The 24,668-nt window shown below is 73.3% G+C and carries 3 protein-coding genes; all 3 read left to right on the top strand.

What is annotated here, in order from left to right; translation table 11 throughout:
• Window positions 1-123: 123 nt before the first annotated feature.
• Genes OG251_RS18140 through OG251_RS18130 form a run of 3 tightly spaced genes read left to right on the top strand, consistent with a single transcriptional unit; the run spans window position 124 to window position 24,667 of the window.
• Window positions 124-7,968: a non-ribosomal peptide synthetase gene (locus tag OG251_RS18140; RefSeq protein WP_326678173.1), complete on the top strand. Its 7,845-nt coding sequence runs from the start codon at window positions 124-126 to the stop codon at window positions 7,966-7,968.
• Window positions 7,965-15,794, top strand: a complete 7,830-nt coding sequence (locus tag OG251_RS18135; RefSeq protein WP_326678172.1) for a non-ribosomal peptide synthetase — start codon at window positions 7,965-7,967, stop codon at window positions 15,792-15,794. The genes OG251_RS18140 and OG251_RS18135 overlap by 4 nt, the downstream gene beginning before the upstream one ends.
• On the top strand, window positions 15,791-24,667 hold the full coding sequence (locus OG251_RS18130; protein WP_326678171.1) for a non-ribosomal peptide synthetase: 8,877 nt from the start codon (window positions 15,791-15,793) through the stop codon (window positions 24,665-24,667). The genes OG251_RS18135 and OG251_RS18130 overlap by 4 nt, the downstream gene beginning before the upstream one ends.
• The last annotated feature ends 1 nt before the right edge of the window (window position 24,668 follow it).

Here is a 24,668-nt window from a genome sequence, read left to right as displayed (position 1 = left end):
CCGGCCCGGGACCGCCCCGAACACGGCGCTGACAGCAGGCCCGCCGGAGCCGCCCGTGGCTGCCGACCCGTTGGATCACCGACCGACTCGAAGGTCGGCCTGGCCCGAAGAAACAGAGGACAGATGTCTGACTCGTCAGCCACGGTTCTGCCGCTGACCGCCGGCCAGGCCGGAATCTGGTACGCGCAGAGCCTCAGCGGTCCGAACGCGACGTTCAACGCGGCCCTTTACCTGGAAATAGCGGGGGCCGTCGATCCCGTGCTGTTCGCCACCGCGATGCGCCGGATCGTCGTGGAGACCGAGGCGCTGCGTGCCCGGTTCACCGACGAGGGGTCCGGTCCGGTACAGGTGATCGAGCCGGTCACCGACTGGTCGGCGCAGCCGGTCCATGTCCTGGACCTCGCCGCCGAGGACCGGCCGGACGAGAAGGCCGACGCGTGGATGTGGGCGGACGCGAACACCCCGGTCGAGGTGATCGGGGGCGCGCTGTACCGCTTCGCGCTCATCAAGGTCGCCGAGGACCGGTTCCTCTTCTACTACCGCTACCACCACCTGGTGATGGACAGCTTCGGCGCGAGCCTCATCGCCTCCCGTCTGGCCGATGTCTACACCCGGCTCACCGAGGGGCAGGACCCGGCCGACGGGGCGTTCCCGCCGTTGCGCGAGCTGATCGAGGACGAACTGGTCTACCGGCGGTCCGCCGAGTTCGCCGAGGACCAGTCCTTCTGGACGGGGGAGTTCGCCGACAGGCCGGCCGCCGTGAGCCTCGGTGACCGTCCGACGGCGCTGCCCACCGGCCTGTTCCGGGACACCGCGTACGTATCGGCCGCGAAGGGCGACGAGATCCGCGACGCGGCCCGTGCCGGACGGGTCGGCTGGCCCGCCGCGGTGCTGGCGGCGCTCGCCGTGTACACCAGCCGGATCACCGGCAGCAGCGACGTGGTGATCGCCCTGTCCGTCGCCGCCCGCACCACGGCCGCGGCCCGCACCGTGCCCGGCATGGTGTCCAACGTGGTCGGCGTACGGATGACGGTGCGCCCCGACATGACGGCGACGGAACTCGTCCGCCACGCCCACCAGCGCATGCGCGCCGTCTCCCGGCACAAGCGCTACCGCTACGAGGACCTGCGGCGCGACCTCGGACTCCTGGGCTCCGACGGCCGGTTGCTCGGGCCAAGGCTCAACCTCCATGTCGTCGCCCCGGCCCTGCGCGTCGCGGGTCTGCCGACGACCCTGCACCCCCTGATGGCCGGACACGACGACGACCTCTCGCTGATCGTGGTCGGCCGCCAGGACGGCGGCCTCCAGCTCGACCTCTCCGCCAACCCGGACGTCTACAGCCCCGACGCGGCGCGGCAGCACCACCGCCTGATCATCCGGCTGCTCGGCGAGCTGGCCGCGCATCCCGACCGCCCGGTCGGCGCCCTGGACATCGTGGAGCCCGAGACGCTGGAGCGGCTGGTCGGCGAGTGGGGCGGCGCCGCCCGGACGCCCGCGGCAGCCGAACGCGCCACCCTGACCGAGCGGTTCGCCGGCACCGTGGCGGCCCATCCGGACCGCACGGCGGTGGTCTGCCCCGACGGCGCGGACCACCGGGCCCTGACCTACCGGGAACTGGACGAGCGGTCCAACCGGCTGGCCCGGCTGCTGATCGACCGAGGGGTGCGGCGCGGTCAGCTCGTCGCGCTGGCGATGCCGCGCTCGGTGGACCTGCCCGTGGCGCTGCTGGCGACGCTGAAGGCCGGCGCGGCGTATCTGCCGGTCGACCCCGAGTACCCCGCGGACCGGGTCGCCCACATGCTGGCCGACGCCCGGCCCACCGCCGTGATCACCGCACGGCGCGACACCTTCGCCCAGCCGGTGCCGGGCACACCGGAGATCGCGCTCGACCACCCGGACACGGCGGCCGAACTGGCCGCGCTGGCGCACACCCCGGTCCGGGACGCCGAGCGCGGCGGACCGGTCCTGCCCGACCAGGCCGCGTACGTCATCTACACCTCCGGGTCTACCGGCCGGCCCAAGGGTGTCGTGGTCGCCCACCACAATGTGCTCCGGCTCTTCGAGTCGACCGCGTCCTGGTCCGGCTTCGGGCCGGACGACGTGTGGTCGCTGTTCCACTCCTACGCCTTCGACTTCTCGGTGTGGGAGATCTGGGGCGCCCTGCTGCACGGCGGGAAGCTCGTGGTGGTGCCGTTCGCGGTGAGCCGCTCGCCGGAGGAGTTCCTGCGGCTGCTGGTACGGGAGCGGGTCACCGTCCTCAACCAGACGCCGTCGGCGTTCTACCAGCTGGTCCAGGCCGACCGGGACGACCCGGGGACCGGAAGCCGGCTCGCCCTGCGCCGGGTGATCTTCGGCGGTGCGGCGCTGGAGTTCGGCAGGCTGGCCGAGTGGTACGAGCGGCACGCCGAGGACGCCCCGCTGCTGGTCAACATGTACGGCATCACCGAGACCACCGTGCACACCACGGAGCTGATGCTCGACGCGTCCGTCGCGTCGGCCGGCACCGGCAGCATGATCGGCCGGGGCCTCGACGACCTGCGCGTCTACGTGCTGGACACCGCGCTGCGCCCGGTCCCGCCCGGGGTCGCCGGTGAGCTGTACGTCGGCGGCCCCGCGGTGGCCGACGGCTATCTGGGGCGGCCGGACCTGAGCTGCACGCGGTTCGTCGCGGACCCCTTCGGCCCGGCGGGACAGCGCATGTACCGGTCCGGCGACCTGGCCCGCTGGGCCGCGGACGGCGGCGCGAACCTGGAGTACCTGGGGCGCGCCGACCAGCAGGTCAAGATCCGCGGCTTCCGGATCGAGCCGGGCGAGATCGAGGCCGCGGTCCTGCGGCACCCCGATGTGCGGCAGGCTGCCGTCGTCGTCCGTGAGGACACCCCCGACGACCGGCGGCTGGTGGCCTACGTCATCGGCGGCCACGGCGCCGGGGGCCGGGTCGCCCTGGACACCACCGACCTGCGCAAGCACACGGCCGCCGCCCTGCCCGAGCACATGGTGCCGAGCTGGTTCGTGCAGCTGGACGCGCTGCCGCTGACCGGGAACGGGAAGCTCGACACCCGGGCCCTGCCCGCCCCGGACCTGACGGGCCTCGTCGGCGGCCGGCCGGCCCGTACCCCGGAGGAGGAGATCTTCTGCGGTCTCTTCGCGGAGATCCTGGGCGTGCCGTCGGTCTCCATGGACGACAACTTCTTCGACCTGGGCGGGCATTCGCTGCTCGCCACCAGGCTGGTCAGCCGGGTCCGCGCGGCGTTCGGCGTCGAACTCACCATCCGTACCGTCTTCGAGGCCCCGTCCCCGGCCGAGCTGATCGCCTGGCTCGCGGGCAACGGTGACGTACCGAGCGCCCGGCGCCCGCTGACCCCCATGGACAGGCCGGAGGAGATCCCGCTCTCCTTCGCCCAGCTGCGGCTGTGGTTCATCGACAAGATCGACGGCGGCTCGGGCACGTACAACATCCCGCTCGTCGTGCGGCTGAACGGCGATCTGGACCGTACGGCCCTTCAGGCCGCGATCGGCGATGTCGTCGCCCGGCACGAGAGCCTGCGCACCGTCTTCCCCGACCGCGACGGCACCCCGCGCCAGCACATCCTGTCCGCCGAGGAGGCGACGCCGGTCATGGGCGTCACCGGCATCACCGCCGACCGGCTGGCCGGGGCGCTGACCGAACGCGCCGCCGTCGGCTTCGACCTGGCCACCGAGGCGCCCATCCGCGCGCACCTGTTCGCCCTGTCGGACCGGGAACACGCGCTGCTCCTGCCGGTGCACCACATCGCGGGCGACGGCTGGTCCCTGGTGCCGCTCACCCGCGACCTCCAGACCGCCTACACCGCCCGCTGCCGGGGCGACCTCCCGGAGTGGCAGCCGCTGCCCGTCAGCTACGCGGACTACACCCTGTGGCAGCGCGAGATCCTGGGCGACGAGGACACCCCGGGCTCGGCGATCTCCGGCCAGCTCGCCTTCTGGACGGAGTACCTGCGGGGACTTCCCGAGGAAGTCACCCTGCCCACCGACCGGCCCCGGCCCGCCGTCGCCTCCTACCGGGGCGAGACCCTGCGCTTCGATCTGCCGGCCGCGCTGCACCGGCAGCTGACACGGTGCTCGCGCGAGCACGACGTGAGCCCGTTCATGGTGGTGCAGACCGCGCTGGCGGTGCTGCTGAGCAAGCTCGGAGCCGGTGAGGACGTCCCGCTCGGCATCTCGATCGCGGGACGGACCGACGAGGCGCTGGACGACCTGGTCGGCTTCCTCGTCAACACCCTGGTGATGCGCACCGACCTCACCGGGGACCCCAGCTTCGCCGACCTGCTGGGCCGGGCCCGCACGGACGGCCTGGCCGCCTTCGCCAACCAGGACCTGCCCTTCGAGCGGCTGGTCGAGGCCGTCAACCCGGAGCGCTCGGCCGGCCGGCACCCGCTGGTCCAGATCGGCCTGGGCTTCCAGAACAACGCGACACCGGGGCTGGACCTGCCCGGTCTCGACGCCTGGATCGAACCCGCCGTCACCCACACCGCCAAACTGGACCTCCTCTTCGACTTCCGCGAGGTGCGGGGCGAGGGGGGCGGACCGGACCACACCACCTGCGCCGTCGAGTACGCCACCGACCTGTACGACGAGGCCACCGTCGAGCTGCTCATCAGCAGGCTGACGCGTCTGCTGGACCGGGCGACCGGACGGCCGCAGAGTCGGCTGAGCGAGCTGGACGTGCTGGGCGCCGACGAGCGCGAGCGCATCCTCGTCGAGTGGAACGACACCGCGTGCGAGGTCGCCGCGGGCACCCTGCCCGAACTGTTCGCCGACCGGGTGGTGCGCACCCCCGGTGCCCTCGCGGTGGTGGCCGGTGAGCGGGAGCTGCGTTACGCGGAGCTGGGCGAGCGGGTCAACCGGCTCGCCCGCCATCTGATCGCACGCGGGATCGGCGCCGAGGACCGTGTCCTGCTGGTGATGCCGAAGTCGCTGGACCTCCTCGTGGCGCAGCTCGCCGTGGTCACGGCGGGTGCCGCGTTCGTGCCGGTCGACCCCGGCTATCCGCGTGAGCGGGTCGCCTTCATGGCCGACGACGCCGCGCCCGCGCTGCTGCTGACCATCAGGTCGGTGGCCCCGCAGGCCGATGAGGTGATCCCGGACCTGCCCAGGATCGTGCTCGACGACCCGGGGACGGCCATCGTGGTCGCGGCACGGCCCGCCACCCCGCTGTCGGACGCGGAGCGGCGGGTGCCCGTCGCGCTCGACCAGGCCGCCTACGTCATCTACACCTCAGGCTCGACCGGCCGGCCCAAGGGTGTCGTGGTGACCCACCGGGGCATCGGCAACCTGGCCGCCGCGCAGGGCGAACGGTTCGCTGTCCGGCCGGACAGCCGGGTCGTCCAGTACGCGGCACCGAGCTTCGACGCCGCGGTGTCCGAGACCTGCGTCGCCCTGCTCGCCGGTGCCACGCTGGTGCTCCCGGTCGAACAGGGCCTGCTGCTCGGTGACGAACTGGCCCGGTTCCTGACCGGCCTGCGGATCAGCCACGCGACGATCCCGCCGATCGCGCTGACCGGGCTCGACCCCGCCGCCGTGCCGGCCGGGATGGTGCTGACGGTCGCCGGTGAACCGTGCTCGGCGGAGCTGGCCGGGACCTGGTCGGCCGGCCGCCGCATGATCAACGCGTACGGCCCTACGGAGACGACGGTGTGCGCCACGATGAGCGCGCCGCTGTCCGGGGCGCTCACCCCGCCGATCGGCACCCCGATCGCCAACGCCCGGGTGTACGTGCTCGACGCGAGGCTCAGCCCGGTCGCCCCCGGCGTCCTCGGCGAGCTGTACGTGTCCGGGGTCAACCTGGCCCGCGGCTACCTCGGCCGGCCGGGGCTCACCTCGGAACGCTTCGTCGCCTCCCCGTTCGGCACGGCCGGGGAGCGGATGTACCGCACCGGCGACGTGGTGCGCTGGCGGGCCGGGGGCGTGCTGGAGTTCGGGGGCCGGGCGGACGACCAGGTGAAGCTGCGCGGCTTCCGGGTGGAGCTGGGCGAGGTCACGAGCGCGCTGACCGATCAGCCGCAGGTGGAGACGGCCGCCGTCGTGGTCCGGGAGGACCGGCCCGGTGAGCGCAGGCTGGTCGGCTATGTGGTGCCCGCCGGACGCGACGCCGGTTCCCGTGACACCGGCCTGGAGACCGATCAGGTCGGCAAGTGGCAGGTCATCAACGACGAGGTCTACGGCGCCCCGGACCGGGAAGGCCCGCCGCTCGGCGAGAACTTCAGCGGCTGGCACAGCAGTTACGACGGATCCGAGCTGCCCGAGGCGGAGATGCGGGCCTGGCGTGCGGCGACCGTCGACCGGATTCTGGAGCTGCGGCCGCGCCGGGTGCTGGAGATCGGCGTCGGCGCCGGGCTGATCATGGCGCCGGTCGCCCCCCATGTGGAGCTGTACTGGGGCACCGACCTGTCCGGCGAGGTGATCGCCACCCTGCGGCGGCAGACCGCGCGGGACCCGGAACTGGCGGCGCGCACCCGGTTCACCGCGACCCCGGCGCACGCCCTGGACGACCTGCCCGCGGGGACGTTCGACACCGTCGTGATCAACTCGGTGGCGCAGTACTTCCCGAGCGTGGACTACCTGACCGACGTCATCACGAAGGCGTTCGCGCTGCTCGGCGACACCGGCACGGTCTTCCTCGGCGACATCCGCGATCTGCGGCTGCTGCGCTGCATGCGGACGGCCATCCACCGCCTGGCGGGCCCCGGCGACGGCGAGGACGCCACCCGGTACGCGGTGGACCGGGCCGTGGAGCGCGAGACCGAACTGCTGGTCGATCCCGCCCTGTTCGACAGCCTCGCCGGAGTGCTGGACGGCTTCGGCGGTGCGGACATCCGGATCAAGCGCGGGGAGTACGCCAACGAGCTCAGCCGCTACCGCTACGACGTGGTCCTGCACAAGCGGCCGGCCGCCCCGGTCTCCCTGGCGGCGGTGCCCGCCGTCTCCTGGGAGCGCATCGGCGGCCTCGACGTACTGGCCGCACGGCTGCGCGAGGCGCACCCGGCCGGGCTGCGGGTCACCGGCATCCCCAACGGCAGGCTCGGTGCGGACCTGGCCGCAGTGGCCGGGACCGACGGCCCCGTGTCGGCGGACGTCGATGTCACGGAGCTGCACGAGGTGGGCTCGCCCTTCGGCTACCGGGCGCTGGTCACCTGGACGGCGGGGGCGGACGACGGCCGGCTGGACGCCGTGTTCGTACCGGAGCACGCTCCGGACGGCACGGACGGCACGAGCAGCACGGACGGCACGAGCAGCACGGACGGCACGAGCAGCACGGACGGCACGAGCAGCACGGACGGCACGGACGGCACGGGCAGCGCGAACGGCCTCAACGGCGCTTACCGTGGCGGCGGTTCGGACGGTGCCGCGGTGCTCGCCTACCGGGATCTGTACCTCCCGGGCGCGGCCCCGGCGCGGTACGCGAACGACCCGCTCGTGGGCCGCAGGAGCGGCGCCCTGGTGGCCGAGCTGCGGGACGCGCTGGCCGAGCGGCTGCCCGACCACATGGTGCCCGCCGCGCTGGTCCTGCTGGACGCCCTGCCCGTCACGCTGAACGGCAAGCTCGACCACAAGGCGCTGCCCGCGCCCGACGCGGCGGAGCCCGCCTCCGGCGCCGCGCCCGTGACCGCCGGGGAGAAGACCCTCGCCCGGCTCTTCGCCGAGGTCCTGGGGCTCTCCCGCGCCGGGGTGGACGACGACTTCTTCCGCCGGGGCGGCGACAGCATCGTCTCGATCCAACTCGTCAGCCGGGCCCGCGCCGAGGGGCTCCGGTTCACCCCGCAGGACGTGTTCGCCCACCGCACCGTGCGGGCCATCGCCGCGATCGCCGCGCCGGAGCCCGCCGAGGCCGCCACGCCGGGCCCGGCCGCCGGAAGCGAGTGGGACATGGACCTGGTCTCGCAGGACGAACTCGATCAGTTCGAGTCGAAATGGAGCGTTTCGGAATGAGCACGAAGGACAAGTCGTCGCTGGAAGCCGTACTGCCGCTCACCCCGTTGCAGGAGGGTCTGCTCTTCCACGCGCAGTACGACGACCGGTCGGGCCCGGACGTCTACGTCATGCAGCTCGGCATGGACATCGACGGCCCGCTCGACGTGCCGGCCCTGCGCTCCGCCGCGCACGCCCTGCTGGAACGGCACGGCAACCTGCGCGCCGGATTCCGGCACGACGGCCCGCGTGCGCTGCAGTTCATCCCGAAGGCGGTCGAACTGCCCTGGCACGAGAGCGATGTGTCCGGGCTGCCCGAGCGGGAGCGGGAAGCGGCCCTGCGCGAGATCACCGAACGCGACCGCGCGGCCCGCTTCGACCTGCGCACGCCCCCGTTGCTGCGGTTCACCGTGGTCCGGGTCGCGGACGGCCGGCACCGGCTGCTGGTGACCAACCACCACATCCTGCTGGACGGCTGGTCGGCCCCGGTCCTGGTACGCGAGCTGTTCGAGCTGTACGCCGCGGGCGGCGACGCCACCGCGCTGCCCGCGGTCACCCCGTACCGCTACCACCTGGCGTGGCTCGCCAAGCAGGACCGCGAGGGCGCCGTCAGCGCCTGGCGCGGTGCGCTGGACGGGCTCGCCGAGCCGACCCTGCTGGCCGCGATGCCCGACGACCGCTCCACATCGGTGCTGCCCAGCAGGGTCAGTCACCTGCTCCCCCCGGAGACGGCACGGCGGCTCACCGAGCGGGCCCGCGAGCACGGCATCACCCTCAACACCGTGGTGCAGGCCGCGTGGGGACTGCTGCTGGGCAGGCTGACCGACCGCCGGGACGTCACCTTCGGCATGACGCTGGCCGGACGCTCACCGGAGATCCCCGGTGTGCACACCATGGTCGGGCTCTTCCTCAACACCGTGCCCGTGCGGGTCCGGATCCGGCGCGAGGAGTCGCTGCTCGCGCTCTGCGGGCGGCTCCAGGACGAGCAGCGGACGCTGATGGCCCACCAGCACCTCGGTCTGGCGGAGATCCAGCGGGCGGCCGGGCACGGCGACCTGTTCGACACCCTCACCGTGCTGGAGAACTTCCCGGTCGACCCGGCCACGCTCACCCTGCCCGGCGGGCTGTCGGTCGCGGACTTCTTCTCCACGGACGGCGCGCACTACCCGCTCGCCCTCATGGTCATCCCCGGCCCGTCCCTCGAACTGCGCTTCACCTACCGGTCCGACGCCTTCGGGGAGACCGAGATCGAGGGCTTCGCCGAGCGGCTGGCCGCCCTGCTCACGGCCTTCGCCGACGAGCCCTCCGCGCGGGCCGGCGCGGTCGAGCTGCTGGACGCCGACGAGCGGTCACGGCTGCTCGACGGATGGAACCCGGTCCCCGTCCCGGCACCGGGGCGCACGGTGCCGGAACTGCTCGCGCTGCGCACCGCCGAGCACCCGGACCGGCAGGCGGTGGTCCGCGGCGACCGGTCGCTGACGTACGCGGAGCTGACCGCCCGCGTGGAGGAGATCGCCGCCTGGCTGCTGGAGCGCGGTGTGCGCCCCGAGGAGCCGGTCGGCATCGCCATGGACCGCTCCGTCGACTTCGTGGTGGCCGTGCTCGGTGTGCTCCGGGCGGGCGCCGCGTACGTACCCATCGACCACCGCTGGCCGCGCTCCCGGCGCGCGGACGTGCTGAGCGACAGCGGGACCTCGCTGGTCCTGGAGCAGGGCGACCTGCCCGCGAGCCACCCGGTGCCCGAGGGCGGCGTGCCGATGCCGCCCGGCCCGGAGCGGATCGCCTACGTCATGTACACCTCCGGCTCGACGGGCCGGCCGAAGGGGGTCGCCGTCACCCATCGCGGCATCGGGGACCTGGTCGCCGACAGCCGGTTCGCGGGCGGCGCGCAGGAGCGGGTGCTGATGCACTCGGCCCACGCGTTCGACGCGTCGACGTACGAGATGTGGACCCCGCTGCTGAACGGCGGCACCCTGGTCGTCGGCCCGCCCGGTGAGCTGGACATGGCCACCATCGCCAGGACCCTCACCGAGGGCCGGGTCACCGCGGCCCTGTTCACCACCGGCCTGTTCCGGCTGATCGCCGCCGAGGCACCGGAGACGTTCCGGCCGCTGCGCGAGGTGTGGGCGGGCGGTGAGGCGGTGCCCGCCGCGTCGGTGCGCCAGGTCCTGGAAGCCTGCCCGGACATCACGGTCGTGGACGCGTACGGACCGACCGAGGTCACCGTCATCGCCGCCGCGCACCCGCTGACCGCCGAGCGGCCCGTGCCGGACCCGGTGCCGATCGGCCGCCCCTTCGACGGCAAGCAGGTCTACGTCCTCGACGGCGACCTGCGGCTCTGCCCGGTGGGGGTGCCGGGGGAGCTGTACGTCTCCGGGGTGGGGCTGGCGCGCGGTTATCTGGGGCGTGCGGGGCTGACCTCGGAGCGGTTCGTGGCGAACCCGTTCGGTGCTCCGGGCACCCGGTTGTACCGCACCGGTGATGTGGTGCGGTGGCGCACCGACGGGGAGCTGGAGTTCGTCGGCCGCCGGGACAGCCAGGTGAAGCTGCGGGGCTTCCGCATCGAGCTGGGCGAGATCGAATCCGTACTCGCGGGCCACGAGGCGGTCGGCCAGGTCGCCGTCATGGTCCGCGAGGACCGTCCCGGTGTCCGGCAGCTCGTCGGCTACGCGGTGCCCGCCGCGGGCACCCCGCTCGACCCGGACGAACTGCGCGCCTGGGCGGGCGAGCGGCTCCCGGAGTACATGGTCCCGCGGCCGGTCGTCGTCCTGGACGCGCTGCCGCTGACCACCAACGGAAAGCTGGACACGAAGGCGCTGCCGGTTCCCGAGCACACCGCGGAGGACACCCGCGGACCGCGGACCCCGCACGAGGAGCTGCTGTGCGGGCTGTTCGAGGAGGTGCTCGGGCTGCCCGCCGTGTCCGTCCACGACAACTTCTTCGAGCTGGGCGGCCACTCGCTGCTCGCCACCCGGCTCGTCAGCCGGGTACGGGCGGTCCTGGGCGTCGAGCTGTCGATCCGGCGGGTCTTCGAGGAACCGACCGTGGCCCGGCTCGCCGTCCGGCTGACGGACACCCCCTCGGCGGCCCGGACGCCGTTGCGCCCGGCCGAGCGTCCGGAACGGGTGCCGCTGTCGTTCGCCCAGCGCAGGCTGTGGTTCCTCAACCGGATGGAGGGGCCGAGCGCCACGTACAACATCCCGTTCGCCGTCCGGCTCTCCGGAGAGCTGCGGGTCGACGCGCTGAGAGCCGCGTTCGGCGATGTGCTGGGCCGGCACGAGGCGCTGCGCACCGTGTTCCCGGACACCGACGGCGAGCCGTGGCAGCGGGTCGTCGCGGCCGGATCGGCGACGGTGGCCATCGAGGTCCGCGACCTGCCCGAGGCGGAGCTGTCCGCCGCGCTGGACGCGGCCGGTGCGGTCGGCTTCGACCTCGCGCACGACCTGCCGGTACGGGCCCGGCTCTTCCGGACCGCCCCCGGCGAGCATGTGCTGTGCGTCGTCGTCCATCACATCGCCGGGGACGGCTGGTCGCAGGCCCCGCTCGCCCGCGACCTCGGTGAGGCGTACCGGGCCCGGCTGGACGGCGCCGCACCGGACTGGCAGCCGCTGCCGGTGCAGTACGCGGACTACACGCTGTGGCAGCAGCGGCTGCTGGGCGACGAGCGGGACGAGAACAGCCTGGCCGCCTCGCAGCGGGCCTACTGGGCCGAACAGCTCCTCGGCTCCCCGCAGGAACTGGAACTCCCGGCCGACCGGCCGCGCCCGCCGGTGGCCACTCACCGGGGCGCCGTCGTGCCGGTGACGATCGACCCCGAACTGGGCGCCGGTCTGCGCAAGCTCGCCGCCGGGACCGACACCACCCCCTTCATGGTCTTCCAGGCCGCGCTGGCCGCACTGCTGTCCCGCCTCGGGGCCGGAACGGACATCCCCATCGGTACGCCGGTCGCGGGCCGGACGGACGCGGCGACCGACGACCTCATCGGGTTCTTCGTCAACACGCTGGTCCTGCGCACCGATGTGTCCGGCGACCCCGGCTTCGTCGCGCTGCTGCGCCGGGCCCGCACCACCGCACTGGGCGCCTACGCGCACCAGGACCTGCCCTTCGAGCGGCTGGTCGACCTCGTCGGCGCCGACCGCTCGCTGTCGCACAACCCGCTGTTCCAGGTGCTGCTCGCCTACCAGAACAACACCTCGGGGGAGCTGGAGCTCCCCGGCCTGCGGGTCACCGGCCAGGACCTGCTGCTGCCGGTCGCCAAGGTGGACCTGGAACTCAGCCTGGCCGAGGACGCCGGGGGCGGGATCTCCGGCATCCTCGGCTACAGCACGGACCTGTTCGACCGGGCGAGCGCGGAGCGCGTCGTCGGCCACCTGATCGCCCTGCTGCGCGCCGTCGTCGCGGACCCGGTCCGGCCGGTGCGGCTCCTGGACATCCTGCCGCCGGCACAGCGCGAGGACCTGCTCGACGGCTGGAACGACAGCGACCGGCCGGTGCCCGCCGGTACCGTCCCGGACCTGTTCGCCCGGCAGGCCGCCGCCGTCCCCGCCCGGCCCGCGGTGGCCGGTGACGGCGTCACCGTGGACTACGCCACCCTGGCCGCACGTGCCGCGCGGCTCGCCAGGCTGCTGATCGCACGCGGTGTCGGACCGGAGGACCGGGTCGCCCTGGTCCTGCCCCGGTCGGTCGACCTCACCACCGCGCTGCTCGCGGTGATGACCTGCGGCGGAGCCTACGTACCGGTCGATCCGAACCATCCGGCCGACCGGATCGCGTACATGATCGAGGACAGCGAACCCACGCTCGTGGTCACCGTCTCCGGCCTGACCGCCCGGCTCCCGGAGCACCTCACCGATCCGCTCGTCCTCGACGGCCCCGAGGCCGTCGAGGCGCTCGCGGCGCTGTCCGGGGCCGAGGTCACCGACGCCGACCGCCGTACGCCGCTGTCGGTCGACCACCCCGCGTACGTGATCTACACCTCCGGGTCCACCGGGCAGCCCAAGGGCGTCTCGGTCACGCACCGGGGACTGGTCAGCCTCGCCGCCTGGCACGCCGACCGGCTCGGGGTGAACAGCACCAGCCGGATCGGGCAGTTCGCCGCCCCCAGCTTCGACGCGTCCGCCTGGGAAACGGTCATGGCCCTGCTCAACGGCGCCGCTCTGGTCCTCACCCCGTCCGACGGTCCGGTGCTGGGCACCGACCTCACCGATTTCCTGACCACCGAGCGGATCACACACGCCACCCTCACCCCGACGGCGCTGTCCGGAGCCGATCCGCAGGCGGCACCCGCCGGGCTGACCCTGGTGACCGCCGGGGAGGCGTGCCCCCGCGAGCTGGCCGCCCGGTGGTCGCCCGGCCGCCGGGTGATCAACGCCTACGGGCCGACCGAGACCACGGTGTGCGCGACGGCGAGCGACCCGGTGGACGGCACGGTCACCCCGCCCATCGGCGGGCCGATCGCCAACACCCGGGTCCATGTCCTGGACGCCGCGCTGAACCTCTGCCCGGTGGGGGTGCCGGGGGAGCTGTATGTCTCCGGGGTGGGGCTGGCGCGCGGTTATCTGGGGCGTGCGGGGCTGACCTCGGAGCGGTTCGTGGCGAACCCGTTCGGTGCTCCGGGGGCCCGGCTGTACCGCACCGGTGATGTGGTGCGGTGGCGCGCCGAAGGAGTGCTGGAGTTCGTCGGCCGCCGGGACAGCCAGGTGAAGCTGCGGGGCTTCCGCATCGAGCTGGGCGAGATCGAATCCGTACTCGCGGGCTGTGCCGGGGTCGACGGCGCGGCCGTCGTCATCCGTGAGGACCGGCCCGGTGTACGCCAGCTCGTCGGCTATGTGGTGCCCGAGGAGGGCACCGGCCCGGACATCGCCGCCGTGCGCGCGTGGGCGGCCGGGCGGCTGCCGGAGTACATGGTGCCGCAGGCGTTCGTGGTCGTGGACGGTCTGCCCCTGACGGTCAACGGGAAACTGGACCACGCGGCCCTGCCCGCACCCGGGTCCGCCCGTACCGGCGGCGAGGGCCAGGGGCCCGCCACGGAGGCGGAGAAGGTGCTCGCCGAGGCGTTCGGCACGGTGCTCTCGCTGCCCGAGGTGGGCGCCGACGACAACTTCTTCGAGCTGGGCGGCGACAGCATCGTCTCCATCAAGCTGGTCAGCGAGGTGCGCAAGGGCGGGCTGGTCATCACCCCCCGGGACGTGTTCGCGCACAAGACGGTCGCCGGACTCGCGGCGGTCGCCCGCTCCGTCGACGAACTGGCCCCGCAGGACCCCGACGCCGGTATCGGCGAGGTGCCGCTCACCCCGATGACGCACTGGCTGCGTGACCACGGCGGCCGTATCGAGCGGTTCCACCAGTCGGTGCTGCTGCGGGTGCCCGCGGAGGTCACCCTGGACACGCTGACCTCCGCGGTCGGTACCGTGCTCGACCACCACGACGCGCTGCGGCTGCGGCTGACCGTGCGCGCGGGGGAGTGGTCCTACGCGGTCCGGCCGCGCGGCGCGGTGGACCCGTCCGGCTGTGTGGGCCGGGTCGACATCGCCGGTGCGGACGGCGAGAAGGTACGGGCCGTCATCGCCGAACAGGCGGAGCGGGCGGTGTCGCGCCTGTCCCCGGCCGAGGGCGCGATCGTACGGGTCGTCTGGTTCGACGCCGGTCCCCACGAGCCGGGCCGGCTGCTGGTCCTCGGCCACCACCTGGCCGTCGACGGGGTGTCCTGGCGGATTCTCGTACCCGACCTGGCCGAGGCGTGGCAGGCGGCGTACGAGTCCAGGGACGCCACGCTCCAGCCGGTCGGCACCTCGTGGCGCCGGTGGGCGCAGTGGCTCACCGAGACGGCCGCCGAACCCGCCCGCGAGGACCGGGTCTCCTGGTGGGCCGACCAGCTCGCCCCCGAGGACGTCCCGGTGACGGCGGAGCCGCGGGACCCGGCCGTCGACACCATGGGCACCCAGGAAGCGCTCGTCCTGACCCTGCCGGAAACGGTCACCGAACCGCTCCTGACGAAGGTGCCCGCCGCGATGCGCGGCGGCGTCGAGGACGTGCTGCTGACCGCGTTCACCCTGGCGGTCGCCGACTGGCGGCGGCGGCGCGGGCTGGGCGCGGGCACCGCGGTGCTGGTCGACGTCGAGCGCCACGGCCGGCAGATCCCGGAGGGGGCCGACCTCGACATCTCCCGTACGGTCGGCTGGTTCACCAGCCTCGCGCCGGTACGGCTGGATCTCGGGCCGGTGTCGTGGGGCCGGGTCCTCACCGACCCCGCCGCCCTGCACAAGGCCCTCGACCGGGTCAAGGAGACGCTGCGGGAGATGCCGGATGAGGGCGTGGGCTTCGGCCTGCTGCGCCACCTCAACCCGCGCACCCGCGAGGAGCTGGCCGCGCTCGGCACACCGCAGTTCGGCTTCAACTACCTGGGCCGGGCCGAAGTCGCCGGGAACACGACCGCCGGGGACGGAGCCGCCGGGGATGCGACAGCCTGGGGCGAGGCGGCCTCCGGTGACCGGTCGGCACCGAACGCCGGGGCCGACGGATGGACCATGTCCGCGGACGGCGAGGTGCTCCGGGAGCTCGGCGGCGACCCCGGCATGCCCGCCACGCACTCCGTATCGCTCAACGTGCTCGTCCAGGACGACGTGAACGGCCCCCGGCTGGTCGCCAACTGGACCTGGCCGCGACGCCTGCTGAGCCACGACGACGTACACGCGCTGGCCGAGGGATGGTTCCGCGCGCTCACCGCCCTCTCGGAGCACGCCGCCGAGGGGGAGCCGGCCGGCCTCGCCCTGTCGGACCTGTCACTGATCGACCTCGAACTCGACGATCTCGGGGTACTGGAAGCTGAGTGGAGGAAGACCCGGTGACCCGCAAGGATCTTTTTGAGGACATCCTGCCGCTCGCGCCGTTGCAGGAGGGAATGTTCTTCCACGCGACCTACGACGAGGGCGCGCTGGACGTCTACACCGTCCGGCTGGCCGTCGACTTCGAGGGGCCGTTCGACCTGGACGTCTTCCGCGACGCCGTACGGGCCCTGCTGATCCGCCGTAACAACCTGCGGGCCGGCTTCCTGTCGGAGAACCTGAGCAAGCCGGTCCAGGTGGTGCCGCGCGAGTTCGCGACCCCGGTCGTCGTGCACGACCTGTCCGGGCTGGACGAGGGCGAGCGCGAGAGGCGGCTGGCCGAGCTGTCCGCGGCCGAGGAGGCCGTGCGCTTCGACCTCTCCGACCCGCCGCTGCTGCGGTTCACGATGGTGCGCCTGACCGGGCGCGCCTGGCGGCTGATGTTCAGCTGCCACCACATCCTGCTGGACGGCTGGTCCATGCCGCTCGTCCTCGGAGAGCTGTTCGCGCTCTACGGGCGCGGCGGCGACGCGGCGGGACTGCCGCCCGCGACACCGTTCAAGCTGTACCTCGCCTGGCTGCGCCGACAGGACAAGCAGGCCGGACTGGCGGCGTGGCGGGACGCGTTCGACGGCCTCGGCGCTCCCACCCTGGTGGCCCCGCAGGCCGACGACACCGTCTCCCGGCTGCCCGGCCGGCTCACCCTCGATCTGTCCGAGGAGCAGAGCGGTCGGCTGGCCGCGCTGGCCCGCAGGCTCGGCATCACCGTCAACACCATGGTGCAGGTGGCGTGGGGCCTCCAACTGGCCCGGCTCACCGGCAGCGACGACATCGTGTTCGGCGCGACCGTGTCCGGCCGCCCGCCGGAGATCGAGGGTGTCGAGGGCATCGTCGGTCTCTTCATCAACACCGTGCCGGTACGTATCCGGCTGGACGCGGGCGAGTCGCTGCGGGCGCTGCTGCTGCGGGTCCAGGACGAGCAGTCGGCCCTGCTCGACCACCACTACATCGGGCTGACCGAGATCCAGCGGGCCGCCGGACACGGTGAACTCTTCGACACTCTGGTCGCCTTCGAGAGCTACCCGGTGGATGCCGAGAGCCTGCGGGGCTCACTCGGGGACCTCACGATCACCGGGACCTCCGGGTCCGACGCCACGCACTACCCGCTGACGCTCATCGCCGTCCCCGGCCGACGCCTCCAACTGCGCCTGGGATTCCGGACCGGTCTGTTCGCCGAGGACACCGTCGCCGGCCTCCTCGACCGTCTGGAGGCCGTCCTGCGGACCCTCTCCGAGGACGGCACCCGGCCGGTCGCCGAGGTGCTGGAGTCGGTCGCCCTGCCCGCGGGCTGGGAGGTCCCCCGCCCTGCCCCGGTCACGGGCGGCGCCCCGTCGGTGTCGGACCTGAGTGCCGCCCCCTCCGGGGGCCGGGCGCCGCGGACCCCGCACGAGGAGATGCTGTGCGGGCTGTTCGCCGAGGTCCTGGGCGTTCCGACGGTGTCGATCGACGACAACTTCTTCGATCTGGGCGGGCATTCGCTGCTGGCCACCCGTCTGGTGAGCCGGATCAGGAGCGTCTTCGAGATCGAGCTGCCGGTACGCGCCCTGTTCGACGCGCAGACGGTGGTGGCGTTGGCGGAGCGGGTGGTGGGTTCGTCGTCGGGCGGTCGTGCGGCGTTGGTGCCGATGGTGCGTCCGGTGCGGGTGCCGTTGTCGTTCGCGCAGCGTCGGTTGTGGTTCCTGAACCGGATGGAGGGTCCGAGCGGGACGTACAACATTCCGCTGGGTGTGCGGTTGTCCGGTGCGCTGGACGTGGCGGCCCTGCGGGCGGCCTTGACCGATGTGGTGGAACGCCATGAGTCGCTGCGGACGGTGTTCCCCGATGTGGGCGGTGAGCCATGGCAGCAGGTGGTCACGGCCGGGGACCTGACCGTGCCGTTCGAGGTGCGGGAGGTCGCGGCCGACGAGCTTGGCGCGGCACTGGCTTCGGCGGCGTCCACGGGCTTCGATCTGGCGCACGAACTGCCCGTACGCGTACGGCTGTTCAAGGTGTCGGCCGATGAGCATGTGCTGTGTGTGGTGGTGCACCACATCGCCGGGGACGGCTGGTCGCAGGCGCCGTTGGCGCGCGACCTGGGGGTCGCGTACCGGGCACGGGTCGCGGGGGAGGCTCCGCGGTGGGAGCCGTTGCCGGTGCAGTACGCGGACTACGCGCTGTGGCAGCGCGAGGTCCTGGGCGGCGAGGACGACGAGGATTCGGCGATCGCCGGTCAACTGGTCTATTGGCGTGAGGCGTTGGCAGGGCTGCCGGACGAGCTGAGACTCCCGGTGGACCGGGCGCGCCCCGAGGTGTCGAGCTACCGCGGCGGTCTGGTCCCGGTGGAGCTGGGCGCGCGGCTGCACCGGGATCTGCTGGGCCTGGCGCGGTCGTCGCGGTCGAGCCTGTTCATGGTGTTGCAGGCGGGTGTGTCGGGGCTGTTGTCGAGGTTGGGCGGCGGGTCGGACATTGCGTTGGGGACGGCGATCGCGGGTCGTACGGACGCGGCGCTGGATGATCTGGTCGGGTTCTTCGTCAATACGCTGGTGCTGCGGGCGGATGTGTCCGGCGACCCGGGGTTCGGAGAACTCGTCGAACGGGTCCGGGTCACCGACCTGGCGGCGTACGCGCATCAGGATCTGCCGTTCGAGCAGTTGGTGCACGCGTTGCAGCCGTCGCGGTCGATGGCGCGGCATCCGTTGTTCCAGGTGATGATCGTGCTCCAGAACAACGCGGTCGCCTCGCTGGACCTGCCGGGTCTCGTGGCGCGTCCTGTCGACGGTGAGGGCGGTGCGGCCAAGTTCGACCTCGGGTTCAACTTCGTCGAGCGCACCGACCCGGACGGCGCTCCGGCCGGTATCGAGGTCACGGTGGAGTACAGCGCCGACCTCTTCGACGAGGCAACGGTGACGGACCTGGGACGTCGGCTGGTACGCATGCTGTCCCTGGGCGCCGCCGACCCGTCCATGCCCATCAGCCAGCTCGATCTGCTCGAATCACGCGAGTGGCGGCAGGTGCTGACCGGGGGGAACGACACCGTCCGGGCACCGGAGCCGCTGTCGGCGTCGGGTCCCGGGCCGGAGACGGTCACCGGGCTCTTCGCCGCCCAGGTGGGGAAGACCCCGGACGGGCTCGCGCTGGTGGCCGGTGACACCCGGCTCGGCTACGCGGAACTGGACGCGCGGTCCGCGAGGGCGGCCGCGCTGCTGGTGGCCTGCGGAGTGCGCCGGGGCGACACCGTCGCCGTCGCCGTACCCCGCTCCGCCGCACTGACCGTCGCGCACCTCGCGGTGCTGCGGGCGGGTGCGGTCTGCCTGCCCATCGAGCCGGACCACCCCGCCGCGCGCATACGCCGACTGCTGGCCTACGCCGCACCCGCCGCGGTCATCACCGCACGGGACTGCCGGTCCCTGTTCCAGGAGCCGGACTCCTCGGTCGTGGTGCTGGACGACCCGGGTACCGAAGAGGCCCTGGCCGCCCTGCCGGCCACCGCCGCGCTGCCGGGACCGCTGCCGGACTCCCCGGCGTACCTGATCCCCACCGCCGACCCGGAGGGCGTCCCGCGCGGAGTCGTCCTGCCGCACCGGGCCGTCGTGAACCGGCTGCTGTGGATGCGGGACGCCCACGGGCTCGGTGCGGACGACCGCGTCCTGCACCAGGCGCCCGCGGACCTGGACGCATCGGTCTGGGAGCTGCTGGCACCGCTGGTGACCGGCGCCGCCCAGGTCGTCGCCCCGCCCGGCGGCCACCGCGACATGGTCGGGCTGGCCCGGCTGATCCGGAGCGAAGGGGTGACCGCCGCCCACTTCGCGCCGGCCCCGCTGGAGGCGTTCCTCGCCGGGCCCGAGGCGGCCCGGTGCACCGGACTGCGCCATGTGCTGTGCAGCGGTGAGGCGCTGCCGGCCGGACTGCGCGACCGGTTGGGGCAGGCCGTGCCCGGCGCGGAACTGCATGTCCTGCACGGGCCGACGGAGGCGTCGTCCGGCGTCACCGCGTGGTCCGGCGCCACCGGGACCGAAGGGGCGTACCCACCGGCCGGGCGACCGGTCCGCAACAGCCGCGCCTTTGTGCTCGACGCCCACCTCACCCCCCTGCCCCCGGGCAGCGCGGGGGAGCTCTACGTCGGCGGAGTCCAGCTGGCGCACGGCTACCACGCACGGGCCGGTCTGACGGCCGAGCGCTTCGTGGCCGACCCCTACGGCCCGCCCGGCTCCCGGCTCCACCGCACCGGCGACCTGGCCCGGATCACCCGCGACGGAACGATCGAGCTGCTGGGCCGTACCGACGACCGGCTCACGGTCGACGGCCGGAGCATCGAACCCGGCGAGGCCGAAGGCGTCCTCGCCGGGCACGCCGACGTCGCCGCCGCGGCCGTGACCGCACGGCCGGGCCCCTCGGGCGACATCGCGCTGGTGGCGTACCACGTCCCCGCCGACCCGATGGCTCCGGCGGACACCGCGACCCTGCGGGCGCACGCCGCCGCCGCGCTCCCGCACCACGCGATACCCGCGCACTACGTGGAGCTCGACGCGCTCCCGTACACCGCTGACGGGCGGATCGACCGTGCGGCGCTGCCCGACCCGCGGCACAGCGAGGCCCGCGCGCCGCGCGACGATGTCGAGCGGACGCTCTGCGAGCTGTTCGCCGAGCTGCTCGGTGTCGAGTCGGTGTCGATCGACGACAGCTTCTTCGATCTGGGCGGGCATTCGCTGCTGGCCACCCGTCTGGTGAGCCGCGTCCGTTCGCTGTTCGGCATCGAGCTGCCCTTCCGGGACATCTTCGACGCGCAGACGGTGGTGGCGTTGGCGGAGCGGGTGGTGGGTTCGTCGTCGGGCGGTCGTGCGGCGTTGGTGCCGATGGTGCGTCCGGTGCGGGTGCCGTTGTCGTTCGCGCAGCGTCGGTTGTGGTTCCTGAACCGGATGGAGGGTCCGAGCGGGACGTACAACATTCCGCTGGGTGTGCGGTTGTCCGGTGCGCTGGACGTGGCGGCCCTGCGGGCGGCGCTGGTGGATGTGGTGGGGCGCCATGAGTCGCTGCGGACGGTGTTCCCTGAAGTGGGCGGTGAGCCGTGGCAGCATGTCGTCGCTGCCGGGGACGCGGTCGTGCCGTTCGAGGTGCGGGACGTCGCGGCCGGCGAGCTGGACGCGGCGCTGGGCCGGGTCGCCTCGGTCGGCTTCGATCTGGCGGCCGAACTGCCGGTGCGGGTGACGCTGTTCAATGTGTCGGCCGATGAGCATGTGCTGTGTGTGGTGGTGCACCACATCGCCGGGGACGGCTGGTCGCAGGCGCCGTTGGCGCGCGACCTCGGCGTGGCGTACCGGGCACGGGCGACGGGCAGTGTTCCCGGCTGGGAGCCGTTGCCGGTGCAGTACGCGGACTACGCGCTGTGGCAGCGCGAGGTCATGGGGCGCGAGGACGACGAGGAATCACCGATCTCCAGGCAACTCGCCTACTGGCAGAAGGCGTTGAGCGGCCTACCGGACGAGGTGAGCCTGCCGGTGGACCGGCCGCGCCCCGCGGTGTCGAGCTACCGCGGCGGGACCGTGACACTGGAACTCGACGCGCGGCTGCACCGGAAACTGGCCGGTCTGGCGCGGTCGTCGCGGTCGAGTCTGTTCATGGTGTTGCAGGCGGGTGTGTCGGGGTTGTTGTCGAGGTTGGGCGGCGGGTCGGACATTGCGTTGGGGACGGCGATCGCGGGTCGTACGGACGCGGCGCTGGATGATCTGGTCGGGTTCTTCGTCAATACGCTGGTGCTGCGGGCGGATGTGTCCGGCGACCCGGGGTTCGGGGAGCTGGTGGACCGGGTGCGGGTGGCGGATCTGGCGGCGTACGCGCATCAGGATCTGCCGTTCGAGCAGTTGGTGCACGCGTTGCAGCCGTCGCGGTCGATGGCGCGGCATCCGTTGTTCCAGGTGATGATCGTGCTCCAGAACAACGCGGTCGCCTCGCTGGACCTGCCGGGCCTGGTGGCGCGTCCTGTCGACGGTGAGGGCGGTGCGGCCAAGTTCGACCTCGGGTTCAACTTCGTCGAGCGCACCGACCTGGACGGCGCTCCGGCCGGTATCGAGGTCACGGTGGACTACAGCGCCGACCTCTTCGACGGGAGCACGGTCCGGCACATCGGTGAACGGCTGGTCCGGCTCCTCGCCGCGGGCACCGCCGACCCGCTGACGCCGCTCAGCCGGATCGGCATCCTCGACGCCGCCGAGCGCGAGCAGCTGCTGACCGGGTGGAACGACACCGCGCGGGTGCTGGAGCTGCCGGCGGCGACGGCGTCGGGCCCCGAGCCGGAGACGATCGCCGGACTCTTCGCCGCCCAGGTGGAGAAGACCCCGGACGGGCTCGCGCTGGTGGCCGGGGACACCCGCCTCAGCTACGCGGAACTGGACGCGCGGTCCGCGAGGCTGGCCGCCCTCCTCATCGCCCGCGGAGTGCGCCGGGGCGACACCGTCGCCGTCGCCGTACCCCGCTCCGCCGCGCTGACCGTCGCCCTCCTGGCCACGATCAGGGCGGGCGCGGCCTATCTGCCGGTCGAGCTGGACTACCCGGCCGAGCGGATCGCGTACATGCTGGATGATGCCGCCCCGGCCGTCGTGATCACCACGCGCGAAGGGCGGGACGGCCTCCCCGGGAGTGGAGCGGGCGCCGCCGGGAAGCTGCTCGTGCTCGATGTCCCCGGCACCGAGGCGGAGCTGGCAGCCCTGCCCGCCACCGTGGCACTGCCGGGACCGCTGCCGGACTCCCCGGCGTATCTGATCTACACCTCCGGCTCGACCGGCCGCCCGAAGGGCGTCGTCGTGCCGCACCGGGGCATAGTGAACCGGCTGCTGTGGATGCAGGACGCCTACCCGCTCGGCCCGGACGACCGGGTGCTGCAGAAGACCCCCTCCGGCTTCGACGTGTCGGTCTGGGAGTTCTTCTGGCCGCTGGTGACCGGTGCGGTGCAGGTGTCCGCCGAGCCCGGCGGTCACCGGGACCCGGAGTACCTGGCACGGCTGATCCAGGACGAGGGCGTGACCACCGCCCACTTCGTCCCGTCCATGCTGGAGGTGTTCCTCGCCGGGCCCGAGGCGGCCCGGTGCACCGGGCTGCGCCGTGTGCTGTGCAGCGGTGAGGCGCTGCCCGCCGGGCTGCGCGACCGGTTCCGTGCCCTGCTGCCGGCCGGGCTGCACAACCTCTACGGGCCGACCGAGGCGTCCGTGGACGTGACGGCGTGGGACTGCGCGACCGACTCCGACACTGTGGTGGTCCCCATCGGCAGGCCGGTCTGGAACACCAGAACCTATGTACTGGACGCCGCGCTCGCCCCGGCCCCGGTCGGCAGCGGCGGTGAACTGTATCTGGGCGGAGTGCAGTTGGCCCACGGCTACCGCGGGCGGCCCGGTCTGACGGCGGAGCGGTTCGTGGCCGACCCCTACGGCCCGCCCGGCTCCCGGCTCTACCGCACCGGGGACCTGGCCCGGATCACCCGGACCGGGGTGATCGAATTCCTCGGCCGCACCGACGACCAGGTGAAGATCCGCGGCCAGCGCGTGGAGTTGGGCGAGATCGAGCACGCGCTCGCGCGGCACGCCCTGGTGGGCAGCGCCGTCGTGACGGTGCACCCGGCACCCACGGGCGGCACCGGCCTCGCCGCGTACCTCACGTCCGCCGACCCGGGGACGCCCCCCGACCCGGCGGCGCTGCGCGATCATCTGGCCACCGTGCTGCCCGCCCACATGGTGCCCGCCCACTACACGGTGATCGAATCCGTACCGGTCACCCCCAACGGGAAGGTCGACAAGAAGGCACTTCCCGCGCCGCACCTGCTGGAACGTCCGCCGGGCCGCACGCCCCGCGACGGGACCGAGACGGCGCTCTGCGAGATCTTCGCCGAACTGCTCGGCCACGACACGGTCGGGATCGACGACAACTTCTTCGAACTCGGCGGCCACTCCCTGCTCGCCACCCGGCTCATCAGCCGGGTCCGGGACCGGCTGGGCGCCGAGATGTCGGTGGTGGCGATCTTCGAGGCGCCGACGGTGGCGGCGCTGGCGGTCCGGCTCGCACGGGCCGACGCGGCGGGACCGCTGAGCCGGCTGCTGCCGCTGCGCTCCGGCGGCACCGGGGCGCCGGTGTTCTGTGTGCACCCGCTGGGCGGGCTCAGCTGGCCCTACGCCGGTCTCGCGGAGCATCTGCCCGCGGAGGTCGACCTGTACGGCCTCCAGTCGGCCGGGCTCGGCGACGACGAGCCGCTGCCGGACTCCGTCGAGGAGATGGCCGCCGACTACGTGGCCCGTATCCGTACCGTGCAGCCCGAAGGCCCCTACCGGCTGCTCGGCTGGTCGCTCGGCGGCCGGGTCGCGCACGCCATGGCCGGGCAACTGGAGTTGGCCGGACAGGAGGTGGAACTGCTCGCCCTGCTGGACGCCTATCCGCGTACGGAGCAGGAGCCCGCCGCTTCCTTCTCCGAGGGCGAGTTCCTCGAAGGCATCCTGGTGGCGATCGGCATGGAGGCGTCGGACCTCGACGGTCCGCCGGAGTTCGGCCGGGTGATGGCCGCGATGCGGTCCTCCGGCAAGGAGCTCGCCGGTCTGTCGGAGGAGCAGCTGCGCCGGCTCCAGCGGGTGATGGCCAACAGCTTCCGCGTCGAAGCGGGTTCCGTCACCGGACGCTGCCGGGCGGACGCCCTGATGTTCGCGGCGACGGTCGACCCGGCGGGCGACCCGGCCGACTGGCTGCACCACCTCGACGGCGGTCTGGAGATCCACCGGGTGGCCGTCGCCCACAACGACCTGATGGGGCCGCGGCCGCTCGCCGAGATGGGAGCGGTGCTGGCGAAGAGGCTGGCCCCGGCCGCTCGTACCGATCGTGCGTGAG

The organism is Streptomyces sp. NBC_01237 (assembly GCF_035917275.1).
Lineage (GTDB): Bacteria > Actinomycetota > Actinomycetes > Streptomycetales > Streptomycetaceae > Streptomyces.
The sequence above is the reverse complement of the archived record's forward strand: the minus strand, read 5'-3'. Positions and strand labels throughout refer to the sequence as shown.

Excerpts from the sequence above, each read along its gene's own strand:
- OG251_RS18140 (WP_326678173.1), top strand. The coding sequence starts at position 124 with ATGTCTGACTCGTCAGCCACGGTTCTGCCGCTGACCGCCGGCCAGGCC.
- OG251_RS18135 (WP_326678172.1), top strand. The coding sequence starts at position 7,965 with ATGAGCACGAAGGACAAGTCGTCGCTGGAAGCCGTACTGCCGCTCACC.